The organism is Shewanella sp. SW1 (genome assembly GCF_025653545.1).
GTDB classification, from domain to species: domain Bacteria; phylum Pseudomonadota; class Gammaproteobacteria; order Enterobacterales; family Shewanellaceae; genus Shewanella; species Shewanella oncorhynchi.
The window spans coordinates 12,537-29,792 of sequence record NZ_JAKKSG010000021.1 but is presented as its reverse complement, the minus strand read 5'-3'; the positions used below and the strand labels follow the sequence as shown (position 1 = coordinate 29,792).

Genomic DNA, 17,256 nt, shown 5'->3' with positions numbered 1-17,256 from the left:
ACAGTAAAACAATTCTATGTGTTTGATTTATAAGATTCAACACTATTGCTGCTTCTGTGGAGTTAACTCGCAATTTTAGGTGTTTACTGAGCCTTGAATTGATGAAACTTGGCCGGCTAATGTTCAGTTTACAAATGCTAGGCTAGATTGAATTTATCTTTCACTTTGGCTCTGAGCAATAACCAGTTGAGTTGCTTCGCCGCCGCTTTAAATGCGGTTAAATGCGCTTGATAGTCTTTAGCCGGTAAATCTTGGTACTTCAGCGCCACATAACTTTGTGTCAAGGTTTGGAACAGCGTGCAAAGCTTTGGTGTACTGTGTTGGTATTCCTCAATAATCTGCTGCGCAAATTGATTTGGTCCATCACTGTCTTTGCGCTTAATGCCATGGTGTGCGAGACGATTACAGAGCTGTTGATAACGAGTACTAATGGGATCGCCTTGAACTCTAAAATGTAATAAGCCCGCACTGTAGGCAATATAGAGCACGATAAGGCTGATACAGAGCCCCATAAAGACCGCGATTTTAGTGTGAGTCACATCGCCTAAAATGCCACTGAGCACTTGATTTTGCTTCTCTTGGTTAAAACCCAGTACCCACACGCTCCAGTAATAATCTATGCTGGCAAAACGTTGTCTTAACTCATTGAGCCAAGGCATGGATTTAAATCGTAAGCTACTAAAAGGGCTTTCCTGCAGGTAACTCTGCTCGGGATCAAATTGGGCGTCGAAACCTTGCTCGATACGATCGGGCGCCACCATAGCGGTGGGGTCGAAACGCACCCAACCTTTATCTTCGAGCCAAACCTCAGCCCATGCGTGGGCCATATATTGATACACACTGTAGTAACCCGCTTGCGGATTATATTCCCCACCCTGATAGCCTGTGACCATACGTGCGGGTAAACCTGTGGCCCGCGCCATAAAAATGAAGGCTGCGGCATAGTGCACGCAAAAACCGGCTTTGTTTTCAAATAAGAAATCATCTACTTGCTGCGGCCCAAGGGGAGGCGGCGTGAGAGTGTAGAAAAAAGGCTCACTATTAAAGTGGCCCATCATGGCCCATAGTCGTGGCTTAGGCGCGGGATACTGAGTCTTAAACTGCTCAGCTAACGCCAAAGTGCGTGGATTATTTTGGCTCGGCAGTTCGAGGTTAATCTGCCTTTGCCGCGCCGATAGCTTGAGGTCCATCTTCGCCTTAGGCCAAGACTCCACTTGATAACTCATTCGCTGATCGATATTGCGCAGCGCCAACAGCCGATAGTCGGGCATATTGACCACGTTATCATCTTGGCTATAGGCCACATCGAGACCAAATAACCACGGCTGGTGGCTCGGCTCAGCAATCACTTGATAACGAATACTATGCTTATCTTGCTTACTTAATGCGGTCTCTTGATCTTCACTGCTTATCGGAGCAGGACTTTTACTGATGGGATCACTCATGGGATCAGGATTATTGACCATCAATGCTGGGCTGGGCCGTGAGGGAGGAAACAGCAGCGCATCTTTTTGCAACTGTTTAATCCCCGCGTCTTGGCGCCAAGTGACACCATCATAGTGCTCCATCACGAGGGCGCGCCAATATAACTCGGCATTAATGGGCGTTGCATTGGTAAAACTCGCCCTAAAGGCAAGTTCAGTCGAACGGGTGAGCTTACCTATATCACCAATCGCCAGACTATCGGACAAGCCCGTTTGCGCTTCTTTCATGTTGGGCACTAACCAGAGCGGTGCAAGACGCGGTAACACTAAAAATAACAGCAGCGCGAGGGGAAGGCTCTGGAGTAAAAATTTGCCACCTTGCCAAGCCGTGTGTTTTAAGGATTGCTTATCTTGATACAAAGTCACGAGCACGCAGGTATTGATCAACGTCACCACGAGCAAGTGTGCGGTATTAAGCAGGGATTGATGGTCGATAAAGGTCAGCGCGATAATAAAATAGCCCGCGAGGACGACAACGCGCACATCCCTTTGATTACGCATTTCAATGTATTTTAAGGCATAACCTAACAGCAGCAGATTCACTAGCGCATTGAGTAAGCCTATTTCCTTTGAAACGAGTGCCAGTGTGGTTGCGGCGCCGATTGCAAGACTGGTCACCAAAAAACGCGGTGGTTTTGCCACTTTGCCGACATAAATCCCCACACGCCACAGCAAACAGATAGCGCAAATGCCCAAAGTCCAAGGCGTGGTTTTATCAAATAGTGGGCTTAATACCGCAATATTGGTGATCAATAACCAAAAAAGTGTCTGGCGGCTAATATTGTCGCCGATTTGCGGTGTCGTGCTATTGGCCGCTAACTTCATACTTGCTCCCTCGAAGTAGGGATATGATGCTGCTTGCGGGGAGCTTGATTCGTTTTTTGTGGCTGATTAGCGACTGATGACTGATATGGGGGCTTCGCCGTTGAAGGCGCTAATTGTGGATATAAGGCAATGGCTTTTTGACAGGCGATCCTGTGGTGATTGCCTATCGCGGGCGGGATCAAGACATCGTCTCCCATTGGGTTTTGCAGATGTAAGCCAAAATACTGCTCAAGTTGCGTGAGTTTATTGACTTGCCAGCTTAGCTGACTCAATTGGGTTTCGAGGCGTTTGGCATCGGGTCTGAGCCTTAACCAGACGGGATCACCTTGGGGCTGCTGGAATTCTTTAGTCAGCATGCCTCGACCCTGCGCCCACTGTTTCCACGCCACTTGTTTGAGGGACTCGCCGAGCACATGGGGTTTAAGTCCTTTAAACTCATCGATGCCTGACACATGTTTACCCGCCAGTAGCAGGGGATCTTGCTCAGACTGAGTATGATCAGACTCAAGCTGCAGCGGCGCTTCAATCGGCTGGGCAAAAACTAAGTGACTAATGGCTAAATCCACATGCGACCAGGCGCGGCAAAGCCCTAAGGGATAGAAGGATTCAATTTTGAGCCGCCCCGGTGACACTTGACCCCGCTGATGATACTCGAAGGGCACGAGCGCTTGTTGTTCATCTGTACCAAGGTTCTGCACCGTATAAGTGCGATTATGCGGATAGTTAAGCTGGATGTTATGGCCACTATGGTGCGTGCTGATGAGGACGGGAAAGGTTAAGGTTTCGCCCGCATAGACTTCGGGCGGCGTCGTGGCCCGTAAATGTAAGCCAGCCAGATTTTTGTAACTGTAGAGAATGCAGGTATTAAAGAGGCTTAGGAGTAAGATGCTGAGGCCAATGACTAAGTTATTTTGATAGTTAGTGCCGAATAGATATAAAAGTAAAACCAGACCAAGCCAAACTAACCCAAAACCGCTCGGCAGAATAAAAATGCTGCGATGGCTTAAGGTTATTTCGGGACTCGGTGGCAAGCGTCTTGCTAACCAACGTTGCCAAATCGGGACTAACGTCGGAATGAAAGTCGGGAGTATCAGTCGTTTCACTTCTCAGTCATTTCCTTGGTTTAATGCGTTAACTGCATACTTTAGCGATATCTTCTCATTACAGTATCTTGCTACATAATAGGGTTAACGCTGGCGAGAATTCGCTCAGATAGGGCTTCACCCTGTAATTGGCTACTGGTTCTGAGTCTATGCTCCGCTACACAACAAAATACCGCTTGCACATCTTCGGGGACTAAATAATGTCGACCTTCTAAAAAGGCCCATGCCTTAGCCGCTTGTAATAGCGCTTTGGTGGCACGGGGTGATAACCCCACGCTATCACTTTGGCTACGGGAAAAACTCACTAAGGCCAGAATATAATTGAGTAAGGCATCGGAAGCGCTGACCTTGTCGCACTGCTCTTGCAGTTGCATTAAGGCCATCGGTGTCAGGCATTGGGGCAATTGATCTAAGGTTAAGTGGTTATGATTGCTCTTAAGCATAGCGAGTTCAGCATCGTGGCTTGGATAACCAATAGAAAGACGCATCATAAACCTGTCGAGCTGCGATTCTGGTAGCGAAAATGTACCGGATTGATCGGTGGGATTTTGAGTCGCGATTACAAAGAAAGGATTGGGCAATCTGTGGGTGATGCCATCGACGGAAATTTGTTGTTCGGCCATCGCTTCGAGTAAAGCGCTTTGTGTCTTAGGGCTGGCGCGATTAATTTCATCGGCCAAAATCATCTGCTTAAAAATTGGTCCAGGATGAAAGATAAATTGTGCTTGATGTTTATCAAAAATCGATACGCCGAGAATGTCGGCAGGCAGCATGTCACTGGTGAATTGGATCCGCTGATAGCTCAAACCTAAGCTTTGGGCTATACCATGGGAAATACTGGTTTTACCCATACCGGGTAAGTCTTCAATCAACAGGTGCCCACGGGCGAGAATACAGGCTAAAGCGAGACGAATTTGCCTAGGCTTGCCCAGCAATACTTGTTCGAGTTGTTGTAGTAATTCGCTGATCCCAGATTGTGCCACGGGCGACTCCTAATACATTTGGAAGTGTGCTTAAGGTGCATTTGCAAGCTGATGTGCGTTATCACTATGGCGGATCATCGCCCGTATATCCAGTGGCATTTCTAGTGCTAAATCAATTACTCGACAGCATTAGGTTTGGTCTTGAGTGGGCTGGTGGCGCGAATGTAAACCGTTTTAGCCTGATCTTACGTAAGGCACAGTACTTGGCTGCTGGTGGGGCGAATAAACCAGGATTTAAACAAAAAGCCTTGGACAAAGTCGACACCGATATCCCGCGCAAAGGCTAAGTGAGCTTCAGTTTCTATGCCTTCTAAAATGCACTGTTTGTGGGTCTTTTTGGCAAAGTTGACCAATGCAATTAATAATTGGGCTCCCTCGGGGTGTGTTATGTGCGTTAACCAATGGCGGTCAAACTTAAGATAATCCACGTTCATCATCAGATCGACACTGAGCATGGAGTGGGGCGCACCAATATCATCCAGCGCCACATGTATCTTAGCTTGTTTAAATTGAGTGAATAATTGACTGGCCAGCTGAGCATCGTTAATGCAGGTGTTTTCGATGATCTCGACCGTGACTCGTTCATAGTGGGACAGCAAACGAATGAGCTTGGCGGTATGTGGTCCATCGACGGCGTGGGGATCAACATTGATAAAAATTCGCTGCTGACTCGGCGCATGGATGAGTTGAAATGCCTTGGCTTGATATTCAACTGCAGCGAGTATTTCTGTGGATTCATGCAATTGCTCGAACACAATATTAGGTGCAACCGCATCACCATTAGGCAAGTAAAAGCGTGCTAAGGCTTCATAGCCGTCGATGGCTAAAGTATGAGGATTGACAAAGGGTTGGTATTCGCAGCTAAGGGTTAACGAACTAAGGTTAATCATGGGTGTAATGGGATTCTTAATGCTTTAATACTAATTATTCGCATTTAACGCCCTTCAGTGCAAACAAGTTTTCGATAAAACGGCGTGATTGCTGAATAATTATTCGCTTTGCTAATTATTTGAATTTAGAGAATAACATTTAGAATTTTTGGTGGTTAAAGCATGAGCTTTACCCTAGGGTATGCTGAAAAGTAGGAACTCGATGCGGCTGAGTATCGAGTTCCTTTTCATGTCACGAGTTAGTAAGCAAACTTAAGCTCAGCTTCGCTGAATAATGGCTGTGCTTTTTGCTTTTGCGCCTCATAAATCAATCGATAGCTGAGGACGGCTTGAACATATTCACGGGTTTCAGTAAAGGGAATAGCCTCGATAAAGCCCATGGCATCGAGTTTGCCATCAGAGTTTGATAACCAGCGACGCACGCGAGAGGGACCCGCGTTATAGGCCGCCGTGGCGAGGATGCGGTTTTGGTTAAACTCTTTCAATAGCTGGGCATAGTAAGCGCTACCAAGATTGAGGTTAAGCTCTGCGCTGTAGAGATCCTTTGGATCGCTATATCTGGCCCCGTGTTTTTTGGCGGTAGCTTTGGCCGTGGCAGGCATAATTTGCATTAGACCACGGGCACCTACGCCCGAGGTCGCATAAAGATAGAATGCACTTTCGCGGCGGCTAATCGCACGGATCTCATCGATGTTAACCCTATGCTTTTTGCTGGCGTGCTCAAAACCGGCTTGGTGTGCCATAGGGAAGCGTAGAGGAATATCATCCCACAACTTACCTTGAATACTGGCTTCAACCCCAAAATCGTACCAGCCCTGTTCATGGGCATAGCGTCCATAGCGTGCTCGCATCGTATTGTCACTGCGTTTTAGTAGTGACATCCATTCATAGCGAGCATCGAAATAACGGTCCAGCGCCATCAGCTCTTGCACGCGCACAAAACCCAGATCATCTGTTAACTTTTGGCTGCTGGCATCAACAACAGGCTCAGGGCTTTGATTGAGTGATACTGGTTTATTTAAGAACTGCGCAGCAGCAAAACCGTAAAAATTACGTTCATTACTGATTGTCGCGAGCGCTTTTATGGCGCTTTCAGGCGCTTCTTTGGCATTGGTGCGATAAAGCCAGTATTGCCAACGTTCCTTTGCCAAGGTTTCTGGTTGGAGTAGGTTCAAGTAACGGGCAATACTGCGCATGTCGTGATCGCGGATAGCCCATCTTAAACGGCGCTCAAATAAGTCGTCATTTTTCAGCTCAGTGAGCACATTGTCGACATAGTTTTTATAGTTATCATCTTGTTCAATTAAAATGCGGCGAACAAGGTATTTATCCAGCTGCTGCGCTTGTTCTGGGGTAAAACGATGGGCCTTTTGATACCGTTCATACAAATTAATGGCTTGGTCGAGATCCTTACGGGCAAGGCGTTTTAATCCTGCGGCAACTATGTCACCGACAATGGGATTTTTATCTTTAAACTTTTCGGTATGGCGCAGGCTATTGGGATCTTTATAGACAGCGACTAAACGCTTAGCTTCGTTACTATGGGTGGTGATTTTTTGCGATAAATAACTCAGTAAACTCGTTTCGCCAGCCTCGAAACTCAGCATCATTCGCGCCCATACGACATCTTGTGTGCGTTTGCCCGCTTTGGTCCATGTGTTGAAAAGAGGATCACATTCCTTTGGTCGCGAACCCCCAAATACCCAAAGTGATTGTGCGGCCGCATAAGCCGTTTTTAGATCGCCCTTGGCGAGTTTCGCCTCATAGTAATAACACTGCAGGCGGATGTCGGTAGGCGCTTCTGGGGTGATCGCAAGATAATCATTCCAGCGTTTTTGGCTACCAGCATTGTTTAAATATTTAGACCGCAACCTATTGTACATGGGTGTGGTTTCATATTTTTCAATCAAGGCTTTAGCTGCATAACCCTGTAAGGCATTAAGAGCACCTATGTCGATATCATGATCTAAATAAATCGCGAGCGGATAATTACCTAGTTTTGCCCGTAGGGGTTTATAGGTTGCATAATCTTGCTTCTTCAGGGCTTTTTCAGCCTCAAGAAAGGTTTTCTGCGTTGACGTTAACGCAAGTGCAGCAGGGGCATTCAATGCGCCTGCGAGCAATATTGCACTGGATATAACCACATTTATAACTGCTTTGCACATGGAGCATTTGCCTCCGGGCATCAAGGTATCAATCGACATGTCCGTATCGATTTGAGGTAATTAATGGGTGTTCAATTCTTGTTATCTATCATTGCACTCGACAGGCTCGAGTTCTGTGTCCTTAGGATCTCGGGTATGCGACAGATTAAGTTCAGCGTCGTCATCCTGAGTGTCGTTATCGTCCTGGGCTTCATTGAGCGCTTTTTCTAGCAGCATTTTATCCAGTTGTTTGCTGGTATCGACCCCGAGCTGTTGCATCAAATGGGCTTGACGCACTAGATTGCCTTTGCCCGATGACAGCTTGTTCATTGCACTGTGATAGGTTTTCTCCGCATTATCTAAGGCGCGGCCGAGTTTTTCCATGTCTTCAATATAACCACATAACTTGTCGTAAATTCGACCCGCTTGTTTTGCAATGGTTTGTGCGTGTTGATTTTGATATTCGTAGCGCCAAATATTGTTAATTGTGCGCAGGGCCACCAACAAATTCGTTGGACTAACGAGCATGATATTCTGCTCAAGGGCAAAATTGACTAGGCTAGGATCATGCTCCAATGCCAGTAAAAATGCCGGTTCGATAGGAATAAACATCAACACATAATCGAGACTCTTAAGCCCATGTAGATGTTGATAATCCTTTTGACTTAAGCCTTTAATGTGACTGCGAATTGAAATGACATGCTCGTTAATCGCCTGTTGGCGCAGTGCCGGATCTTCACTGTTGAAGTAGCGCTCATAACTGACCAACGACATCTTAGCATCGATGACCACATCCTTATTTTCTGGCAGATGCACAATCACATCCGGCTTAAAGCGTTTACCGCTATCATCCTTGAGATCTTGCTGAGTATGGTACTCATGGCCTTCACGTAGGCCGCTTTCTTGCAGTACGCGATCGAGGATCACTTCACCCCAGTTACCTTGCTGCTTGTTATCACCCTTGAGCGCTTTGGTCAGGTTGATAGCATCTTGGCTCATCTTAAGGTTGAGCTCCCTTAAGTGCTCAAGCTGATGTTTGAGGGCGCTGCGCTCGGATTGTTCGTGGGTGTAGGATTCACGAATTTGCTGTCTGAATCCTTCAAGCTGTTGTTTTAATGGCCCAAGTACGCCTTCGAGTTGGCTGGCATTTTGGTGCTTAAAGTTTTCGCTACGTTCTTCAAAAATACGGTTTGCGAGGTTTTCAAATTGGGTTTGTAAACGCACTTCGGCCGATTCTAAGCTGGCAATTTTATCCTGCAGCGATTCTTGCTGGGCATCGGCCTTGGCTTGAATGGTTTGCTGCATGGCATTGGATTTCGACAGGGCTAATTGGATCTCTAACTGACGGCGCTGGCTATCATTTAATTGCTGCTCTAAGGTGGGCACGCGTTCGGCTAAGGCCTCGGCTTTGCCCAGTTGTTCAATTTTGAGCTCAAGGCGTTGCTGGTATTGACGTAATTGCGCTTCTTTGTCATCGACCAAAATTTGCTGTTGTGCTAAGGATAATTCTGCATCTTCATTTACTTGACGCATTTCTTGCTCAAGTTGGTCTTTGTGTAGTTGCCAGCGTTGGCGGGTGAGTTTTTGATTGAGCAGAGCACCGATTAACAGGCCTAAGAAGGCAATGGCGAGAAGGCCGATGATTTCGGCGACAGAAAAAGATTGAGAAAATGGCATGATCAATAGCACTCCTTTAGCTTTGGCGCTTAGGTTCGCATGCCCCCCAACTGGCTTCAAGCCCTTTAATCAACTATATCTGCGCTTAATGCTTGAATGAGCAAGTCTTATACGTTTAAGGTGAATTTATTCGCGGGTGGAAAGTTTTTCTGGCTTTTACCTGTCTATATAAGAGTGAGCGATACAGACGAGCGCCAGAGAAGGTTTTTATCGCAACTCGGTGACTTTAATCATTGGATGGTAGAGGTGTCAATTGGCTAAAAATTCCCGTTTTACCCCAGGTATTCTTAAAAAAGCGCAGTGGCACATGCAAGACAACCAAGTGACGCCCGAAGCGGTATTTCGCTCGCGTCGGCAAATTGTAAAAGCCATGGGACTCGGTGCTATCGGTGCCAGCGTGCCCGGTTATGTGCAGGCTGGATTATTCGATCTATTTGGCGATCAACCTAAGTCCTCATTTATCACTACGCCACTGACGTTTCAATCCAATAAGCAGTACGGTGACGCCGATGTGTTAACCCCATTTGATAAAGTGACGCAGCATAATAATTTCTACGAATTTGGTACGGATAAGCAAGATCCCTTCAATAATGCCCAAGGCTTTAAAGTCGATCCTTGGCAACTGCGTATCGAAGGTGAAGTTGAACGGCCCATGACCTTAGATTTTAATGATCTGACTAAAATGTTCCCGCTTGAGGAGCGTAACTATCGCCTGCGCTGCGTTGAAGCTTGGTCTATGGTGATCCCTTGGGTGGGGTTCCCGCTGGCGGCGTTATTAAAAAAGGTTGGCGTCACCAGTAAGGGCAAGTATGTCGCCTTCGAAACCGCTTTTGATCCCGAGCAAATGCCGGGGCAGAAGAGCCGATTAATGGGTGGAGGTATTCATTATCCCTATGTTGAAGGCCTCACGATAGCAGAAGCTATGAACGATTTAACCTTAATGTCTGTGGGTTTGTACGGTAAAACCTTGCCACCGCAGAACGGTGCGCCCATTCGCTTAGTGGTGCCGTGGAAATACGGCTTTAAGAGTATTAAATCAATCGTGCGAATTCGCGTCATGGATAAACAACCGCCGACCAGCTGGAATCAGCTTGCCTCACACGAGTATGGATTTTATGCCAACGTTAATCCGGCAGTGGATCATCCGCGCTGGTCGCAGGCCACAGAGCGTCGTATCGGCGAGGGGGGATTGTTTTCAGCAACCCGCATCGATACCCAGCCGTTCAACGGTTACGGCGAGTTTGTGGCTTCATTGTATGACGGCATGGATCTGAGGAAATACTATTGATGATTGGTTTGTTGTTTGGATATTCGCCATTAAACGGGGACAAGCTATGTTGAGATTAACCGCTAAGCACTTGTTTTGGCTAAAAGCGTTATTTCATTTGTTGGGTTTAGTGCCCATCGTCTACCTTGTGCTTACAGTGGTGCTTGGCCGTGCGGGTGGCGATCCCGTGCAGCACATTATTCACTACACAGGCATAGGCGCATTAAATGCACTAGCGGCGACCTTGCTGATCTCACCGATTGCCAAGTTGACCAAGCAAGGGCTGTTGATGCAGACCCGCCGTTTAGTGGGTTTATATGTGTTTGCCTATGCCACCTTGCATATATTGGCCTTTTTTAGTTTAGATCTGTTGTTTGCTTGGGAATTACTGTTTAGCGAGGTAGTAAAACGGCCGTATATTTTAGTCGGCGCAGTGGCTTATCTTATCGTCACCGCTTTGGCGATCACTTCGTTTAAAGCCTTGATGCGTAAGATGGGGCGTCGTTGGCAGACCTTGCATAATGGGGTGTATTTAGTCGCGATATTAGCGCCAATCCATTTTTACTGGTCGGTAAAATCGGAAATCATCGAGCCAAGTCTCTATATCGTAGGTTTTAGTGTGTTGCTGCTGTGGCGTACGCCTTGGTTTAAACGTCATTTCAGCCGGAAAGTGGCGAACAAAACCGAGCGAAAGCTGACACAAGATAAAGCTTCGATAAAGTCGGTTTAGACGCATGGCGCGAGCAGTAAATCACTGGCTTGATTTATGTTTCTTTGTGGCTAACGTGAGATCTAAAGTATAAAAACAAAAATGCCGAATGAAGATCCGGCATTTTTCGCTGAATAAATAGTCTTGCTCAGCTACTTTTCGGGGCCAGTAGGCAGGACTTAACCTAAACCTTGAGTCGCTGATTTCATTTGAATAAACTCAATTTTATAACCGTCTGGATCTTCAACAAAGGCAATCTCAGTGGTCCCACCTGCGACAGGACCAGGGGCACGAGTCACTTTGCCACCGGCTGCGGCAATCGCTGCGCAACGGGCGTAGATATCTTCATCACCAATCGCTAAGTGGCCAAAGCCTGTGCCTAAATCGTATTTGTCAGTGCCCCAGTTATAGGTGAGTTCAACCACGGCTTGGCCTGTGGATTCTTCACCGTAACCCACGAAAGCTAAAGAATATTTGTACTCTGGATTTTCAGAGGTGCGAAGTAGTTTCATGCCGAGCACTTCAGTATAAAAAGCAATACTGCGTTCTAAGTTACCGACGCGGATCATAGTATGTAATAGTTGCGACATAGGTCCTCTCTCTAAATAGATTACGGGGTGGAGTATACCAAAAATCCGTAGATGGACCTCGATAAATGTCAGCCATTGTTTTTACAGCGCTTGACCAAGATTAACGCTTAGGATAGGGAAATGATTGTCTGTAAGAGGGATTTTCAGGATTTAGAAGAGAAAATTGCCGATAAATTGGCTATCGCTCACAAAACACGGAGACAAACATGGGTTTTTATCACTGGGTTGATAATAATGTAGCCATACCAACTAGGAGAGTGAATGATGAACACCGAACTTAAAATGGCTTTAGGCACCACAGTTGTTATTGCTTTATTTTTCAGTGCGTTCTTTGTTTCAATGTTTTAACGACTAATACAAGTTTGAGTTAACCCAGTTCCAAGTTAAGCAAAAAAGCCGCTATTGCGGCTTTTTGTTTGTCTGTGATTTAATGCATGTAAAACTTAACAAGGATTTGAAGATGTTGTTTAGCGAAACTGAAATAGCATTAATTGCGTCGGCCAAGCGAAAAGTACAGATGGCGCAGAAAGTGCGGTTAGCTGTTATTGCATTAGTTGTGCTGGGTACTGTGCTGACTATATCTGGTTTGTGGGTCAATGAGTTCGCCATTTATATGGCCTTTGGACTTGTGGTTTTTGCAGTGGCCTTGCCGCAATTTGGGCAAGGGCCAAAATATGAAGAGTTAGTCTGCTTGCTCGAGAAGAAATGCCAAGGCTAACTTGTTTGGGTTAATCTTCAGGATAAATTTTTTCTTTAAAGTAGCATTATATTTACTAAAAATGCATTCTCTTTGGTGGGTGAGTGAGTGAGGTGGCTTATATAAGGGGTTAAATTCCATCTCAGTCACAATCATCCTTTACGAAAAATGTAAGTTTTGTAAACAAAGCGCTGTAACGAGCAAAATGTTTAAAAACTTAAGCCCGTTATTCTTTACAAAAAGAGTAGCAAATTAGAACGAGCACTCTATAAGATTTCTTCCCTGAAGGCTTAGCAAGGCGATGGCTTCACTGCGTGAAAACCATCACCCTGCTGAAAGGATGTGAATCGACACCGATTCCGTAGACTGATTTGAACTTCAATTTATGGCTGAACTCTCGCTTGGCGATGGATAGGCTGAAGTTATTTCGACGATGCCCCAAAATGATTTTCGCTGTTCAAAAGATAAACAAGGGGAGTTAAGGCCTGACTATAGAAAAGCTAATGCAAAAGGGCCACGTTCAACCTAAAAGTTATGTCTGTTCTATCTTTTTTCTTGTCCGTCAGCAGACGTGAATGACTTATTAGCATACCGCCAAGATAAATAATATATTGCGTTTTTAAGAAGCCATATGTGCTAACTGTCTAAAATGTGGTAAGTTTTCTGTACTAACAACTTTGACTTTACTTGTATGTCTAACTCTTATATAGAACTTAACCGGCTGTTTAATGAAATACCAACATCTTTAAGTGATGAGAAAGATCTTTCGGATTTTTATTCTCTTGGAACAAAAAATGGAGATTCTTGGGATGACTTATTAAATAAAGACCGAATAATTATTTTGGCTGAGGCTGGTTCAGGTAAAACTGTTGAAATAAGAGAGCAAGCTAAGAAACTCTCAGCAGAGAAAAAGTGTTCATTTTTCATAAAAATTGAAGACATAAAGGATAACTTTGAAGGTGCTTTTGAGTTTGGAGATATATCTCTTTTTGATACTTGGTTGTCAGGTCAAGAATATGGTTACTTTTTTTTAGACTCAGTTGATGAGGCAAAAATTGCAAATGAAAAAGACTTCCAAAAAGCACTTCGCTGCTTTAGCAAAAAGATAAACAAAGGAATAAGTAGAGCAAAAATATTCATAACATCCAGAGGTTCAGCTTGGCGGCCAAAAACTGATTTTGAATTTGTTGAAAACTTGTTATCACTTAAAAATCATGATGATAAGTCTAACTCCTCTTTTAAGGTATATTCTTTTTCCGACTTAAGTTATGAACAAATTCGTATCTTTTCTCTAGAGAAAGGTATTGAAAATATTGATATCTTTATGGAGGAGGTAAAAGGCAAAGAAGCTGAGTTTTTTACTAGAAAACCATTAGATTTGCTATCGGTAGTTGAGTTTTGGAAAAAAAATCAAAGAATTGGTTCTCGCTCCGAGTTATTGCAAAACCTGCTAACTATTAAGCTAGAGTTAATAGAGGTCGGTCGTGATAAGTGTGATTTATCTTTATCAAAAGTCCTTAAAGGTGTACAAGAGATTGCGGCGGCATTAACTTTTGGTAAAAAGTCTAAAATTTCTGTTCCTGACGCAAAGGTTTATCATGATGTTCTCAATATTCATCAAGTCCTTCCTGATTGGACTAATGATGAAATCACTACATTGCTTAATCGAGCTGTATTTGAGCCTTCTGCATATGGCACTGTCAGCTTTGCAAATAGACTCTTAAGGGAGTATTTAACTGCTCAATGGGTGTCAATAAAGTATGCGAGTAAAGGTAGCGACAATAAGCTTCGTTCTTTATTTTATAGTACTACTTACGGTATAGAAGTTCCTATACAGACATTAAAGCCCATATTGTCGTGGTATGCTCTTATGAACGATAGCTTTGCTGAAGTAGTGGCAAATATATCGCCGGAAGTATTTATAGAAGAGGGGGACCCTTCTAAGTTACCAATAGAACAGCGTCAAACTTTACTTGAAAAGTTCTGTGAGATGATTGGCGCAACAGATGATTCATTTATTTCATTTGACGCTAATGCTATTGCTAGGTTCAGTCACCCTGATATGGGGAGCATATTTCATAGTCTATTGGAACGATACTCAAGCAATAAACAATTAAGGCAAATATTGTTGCAAATGGCTTTATGTGTTGAAGCCAAAGAGTGTGAGGATGTAGCATGTGAAATATCAAAAGCAGTTGAAATGGATGTGTTATCTAAAACTTTAGCTGTAAGGCTATTAAAGAAAGTGGCGAGGCCAGATGTGATTAAGGCTAATGCAAGTGAATTACTTGCCGATTTTTTAGATACTAATAATGAATCTCTAGCTTGTTTGATACTTGATGAATACGGGAATCAATTAGAAACAAAGGAATTGTTAGGAATATTACCTTGTATCGTCAAGCCCAATCAATACAGCTATCGAGCTATACAGTCATCAGTTGAAAACTATATCGAACGATTAAACTTTGACTCTATTTTAACTGTAATAGACTCATTGTTTGGCATGATTGATACTAAGCCATATGCCGAGCACTATATGTGTTTAGTATCTGAGCGATATGAATGGTTATTTGGCTGTGTAGAGGTAGCTTTACTTAGGGTCATTAAATTAAAAGAAATATCACATTTATCAACTAACGTACTTGAACTCATATCAAGAGCTCAGGTCTACCATAAGTGCGGCAGCTATAGTCAACACGAGGAAAAGATTCCCGAAGCTGTTAAAAACTGGAAGGAACTTAACTATCAACTTTTTTGGCACGATGTAGCTAAAAAAAGGAGCAGGGTAGAAGAGGAGAATAAACAATCCCCAAACCCTAAGTCCGTTGATATGTGGTTTCAAGTTCGTGTTTATCAGGAGTTTTGGGGGTTTAACTACGATGACTTTCAGCAGGCAATAAAATGGGTTATGTCTAAGTCGATTAGAGATGACAAGTGTATCGCCTTTTCGTTGGCGTGGGCGTTAGCAAAAGAAAATGGTCTAGCTTCAGAAGATCTTGAAAAACTTAATAGTGCATCCTATGAGTTTGATGGTGGTGTTGCTCTTTTAAAGGGGTTCTTAAACCCTGTAAAAGAAGAGTGGCATAAAGAACACGAAGCTCAACAGGAAAAATTTTCAAAGCAGCGTGAAGAAAAAGAAGAGTTAAGAAAGAATAACTTTATTGAAAGTGTTTTCTCAATAAAAGCTAAGCCTGAAATTATCTTAGATATAAGGCATGCTGTGACGGGGCAGATAAATGGTTTTCAAAGTTATTTATTTAACTGTATAAGGAACAAATCTAAAGATAACAATCACTGGTGTTGCTTAAATTGGGAGTTGTTGACTCCTGATTTTGGAGGCGAGGTTGCTTTAGCGTATAAAAACGCTTCAATTTCTTATTGGCGCTCTTATAATGCACCGTTATTAAAGTCAGAGGGAAATGATTTAAGCTCTGCTACTTATGGTTTTATCTTCGCGTTAAGTGGTGTCGGTATTGAAAATGAGACTATTGATAATTGGGAGGCGTCTTTATCTGAAATAGAAGTAAAGCAAGCTGTGAAGTTAGCTCTTTGTGAAATGAACGCGTTACCAAGCTGGTTTGAGAAGTTATTTATAGCTCACCCTTTGTTAGTTTCATCAATATTAATGCAAGAAACTCAGTGGTTGCTAACTAATAGTGGAGAGCCTGATTCAGGTCGTTACGTTTTAGGGCAAATGCTAGTAAATGGTCATTACTTGTTTGAAACATTATCTCGGCCTTTGTTTGACCTTATATCTGATTTAAACAACCAAAGTTATCAAGTTAACAAAAATGTTTTACGCATATTGACTGCATCAAAATATATATCCAATGAACAGCTTGCTAGCTTGTCTGAGTATAAAATTAATAATAATTTCGACAACCTTAAAGGCATGTGGTGGGCTATATTAGTTAGTTCGGATGCAGTAAAAGGTGTACCACTATTAAGTGCGGAGCTAAAAAAACAAACTAATGAAGATGCTACTAACTTAGCTATATCCGTACTTTCTGAGCTATCTAATAAGCGTAGTTATGACGAGTTGAGTGGCAGGAAGTCACATCATACAGTTACTTCAACTATGGAGTTATATAAATTGATGCATCTATACATACGGGAAGAAGATGATATAGATAGGACAAACGGGGAGTGTTATTCACCGACATCAAGAGACGATGCTCAAGATGCTAGAAATGACCTATTTAATTCATTGAAAGAAATCCCAGGTGAAGAAACTTATAAAGCTTTGATGGATATTGCTAAGATGTGGAATGATGTCCCTTACAGAAGGTCATGGATAGAGCATTTAGCTTTACAGCGAGTGATAGAGGATGCAGATAAAGAAGCTATGACAGAAACCGCTTTTAATAAGTATTCTCAGGAATTAAACCTTGGTGTAGAATCAACCGTACTTTTGACTAAAATCGAGAATAATGTGAGTAATAACTTCAACGGACCAGTATCTAATTCTGTTATAGGCGACAACAATAAGGATATAAAAATTACTCAAGACAGCAATAAAACTGAAAATATCCCTGATCCGATTAAAGCTAGTAAATGGCACGAAAGTTTTTTAGGGAAAATCATCGTAGGAGTAATTATTGTATCTATTGGAGTCGCTATAAAGGGCTTTGTTTCCTAAAAGCACAAATAACTACAGAGTGCTTCCTGAGCGCCAGTATGTCGCTTAAAACCTTTGTTTCATAGTCAGTCGTTTATCTGTAATCAGAATGTTATTTTGATTCAAACCCTAAAAACATTGGATTTCACTATTAGGAAACAAAGCTGCTAAAATGCAGTACATTTTTCCGTTTAACCTTACTTATCATAAGGTGTTGAAATGAAGCGGGCTTCGGGGGGGGAGGTTTTGTACTTTGCATGATAAAGGTA

The 17,256-nt window shown here is 43.4% G+C and carries 11 protein-coding genes; 4 read left to right on the top strand and 7 right to left on the bottom strand.

All coding sequences use genetic code 11. The features are described from left to right. Positions 1 to 137 precede the first annotated feature (137 nt). From L5M71_RS17725 to rmuC, 6 genes are all read right to left on the bottom strand, one after another. Positions 138 to 2,309, bottom strand: coding sequence for a DUF3488 and DUF4129 domain-containing transglutaminase family protein (locus tag L5M71_RS17725; RefSeq protein ID WP_263209176.1), 2,172 nt, complete (start codon positions 2,307 to 2,309; stop codon positions 138 to 140). Beyond that, the gene (locus tag L5M71_RS17720; protein ID WP_263209174.1) at positions 2,306 to 3,412 is read right to left on the bottom strand and encodes a DUF58 domain-containing protein; all 1,107 of its coding nucleotides are present in this window, start codon (positions 3,410 to 3,412) and stop codon (positions 2,306 to 2,308) included. Before L5M71_RS17720 ends, L5M71_RS17725 begins: the two co-directional genes overlap by 4 nt. Positions 3,413 to 3,483: 71 nt before the next feature. Continuing rightward, positions 3,484 to 4,395: an AAA family ATPase gene (locus tag L5M71_RS17715; protein WP_028760026.1), complete on the bottom strand. Its 912-nt coding sequence runs from the start codon at positions 4,393 to 4,395 to the stop codon at positions 3,484 to 3,486. A 185-nt stretch (positions 4,396 to 4,580) separates the two neighbouring features. Further along, positions 4,581 to 5,285: an EAL domain-containing protein gene (locus tag L5M71_RS17710; protein ID WP_131524978.1), complete on the bottom strand. Its 705-nt coding sequence runs from the start codon at positions 5,283 to 5,285 to the stop codon at positions 4,581 to 4,583. A 239-nt stretch (positions 5,286 to 5,524) separates the two neighbouring features. After that, the gene (locus tag L5M71_RS17705; RefSeq protein ID WP_263209172.1) at positions 5,525 to 7,450 is read right to left on the bottom strand and encodes a transglycosylase SLT domain-containing protein; all 1,926 of its coding nucleotides are present in this window, start codon (positions 7,448 to 7,450) and stop codon (positions 5,525 to 5,527) included. 81 nt (positions 7,451 to 7,531) lie between these two features. Beyond that, a complete protein-coding gene (gene rmuC / locus L5M71_RS17700) occupies positions 7,532 to 9,106 on the bottom strand; it encodes a DNA recombination protein RmuC (protein WP_113939637.1) in 1,575 nt (524 codons plus the stop codon). 253 nt (positions 9,107 to 9,359) lie between these two features. On the opposite strand from rmuC, the gene msrP reads away from it, so the two are divergent. Together msrP and msrQ are read left to right on the top strand one after the other, a co-directional pair. Next, positions 9,360 to 10,394, top strand: a complete 1,035-nt coding sequence (gene msrP, locus L5M71_RS17695) for a protein-methionine-sulfoxide reductase catalytic subunit MsrP (protein WP_263209170.1) — start codon at positions 9,360 to 9,362, stop codon at positions 10,392 to 10,394. A 46-nt stretch (positions 10,395 to 10,440) separates the two neighbouring features. Beyond that, positions 10,441 to 11,103, top strand: coding sequence for a protein-methionine-sulfoxide reductase heme-binding subunit MsrQ (msrQ, locus tag L5M71_RS17690; protein WP_105252441.1), 663 nt, complete (start codon positions 10,441 to 10,443; stop codon positions 11,101 to 11,103). A gap of 158 nt (positions 11,104 to 11,261) precedes the next feature. Here the strand turns inward: msrQ and gloA are convergent, their stop codons facing one another. Further along, positions 11,262 to 11,672, bottom strand: a complete 411-nt coding sequence (gene gloA / locus L5M71_RS17685; RefSeq protein WP_006087315.1) for a lactoylglutathione lyase — start codon at positions 11,670 to 11,672, stop codon at positions 11,262 to 11,264. A gap of 460 nt (positions 11,673 to 12,132) precedes the next feature. On the opposite strand from gloA, the gene L5M71_RS17680 reads away from it, so the two are divergent. Together L5M71_RS17680 and L5M71_RS17675 are read left to right on the top strand one after the other, a co-directional pair. Continuing rightward, positions 12,133 to 12,390: a hypothetical protein gene (locus L5M71_RS17680; protein WP_263209168.1), complete on the top strand. Its 258-nt coding sequence runs from the start codon at positions 12,133 to 12,135 to the stop codon at positions 12,388 to 12,390. Between the two features lie 670 nt (positions 12,391 to 13,060). Next, positions 13,061 to 17,008, top strand: coding sequence for an NACHT domain-containing protein (locus tag L5M71_RS17675; RefSeq protein WP_263209166.1), 3,948 nt, complete (start codon positions 13,061 to 13,063; stop codon positions 17,006 to 17,008). Positions 17,009 to 17,256 lie beyond the last annotated feature (248 nt).

Coding starts and splice junctions, on each gene's coding strand:
- L5M71_RS17725 (WP_263209176.1), bottom strand. CDS start 2,309: ATGAAGTTAGCGGCCAATAGCACGACACCGCAAATCGGCGACAATATT.
- msrQ (WP_105252441.1), top strand. CDS start 10,441: ATGTTGAGATTAACCGCTAAGCACTTGTTTTGGCTAAAAGCGTTATTT.
- L5M71_RS17705 (WP_263209172.1), bottom strand. CDS start 7,450: ATGTGCAAAGCAGTTATAAATGTGGTTATATCCAGTGCAATATTGCTC.
- gloA (WP_006087315.1), bottom strand. CDS start 11,672: ATGTCGCAACTATTACATACTATGATCCGCGTCGGTAACTTAGAACGC.
- L5M71_RS17680 (WP_263209168.1), top strand. CDS start 12,133: ATGTTGTTTAGCGAAACTGAAATAGCATTAATTGCGTCGGCCAAGCGA.
- rmuC (WP_113939637.1), bottom strand. CDS start 9,106: ATGCCATTTTCTCAATCTTTTTCTGTCGCCGAAATCATCGGCCTTCTC.
- L5M71_RS17675 (WP_263209166.1), top strand. CDS start 13,061: ATGTCTAACTCTTATATAGAACTTAACCGGCTGTTTAATGAAATACCA.
- L5M71_RS17710 (WP_131524978.1), bottom strand. CDS start 5,285: ATGATTAACCTTAGTTCGTTAACCCTTAGCTGCGAATACCAACCCTTT.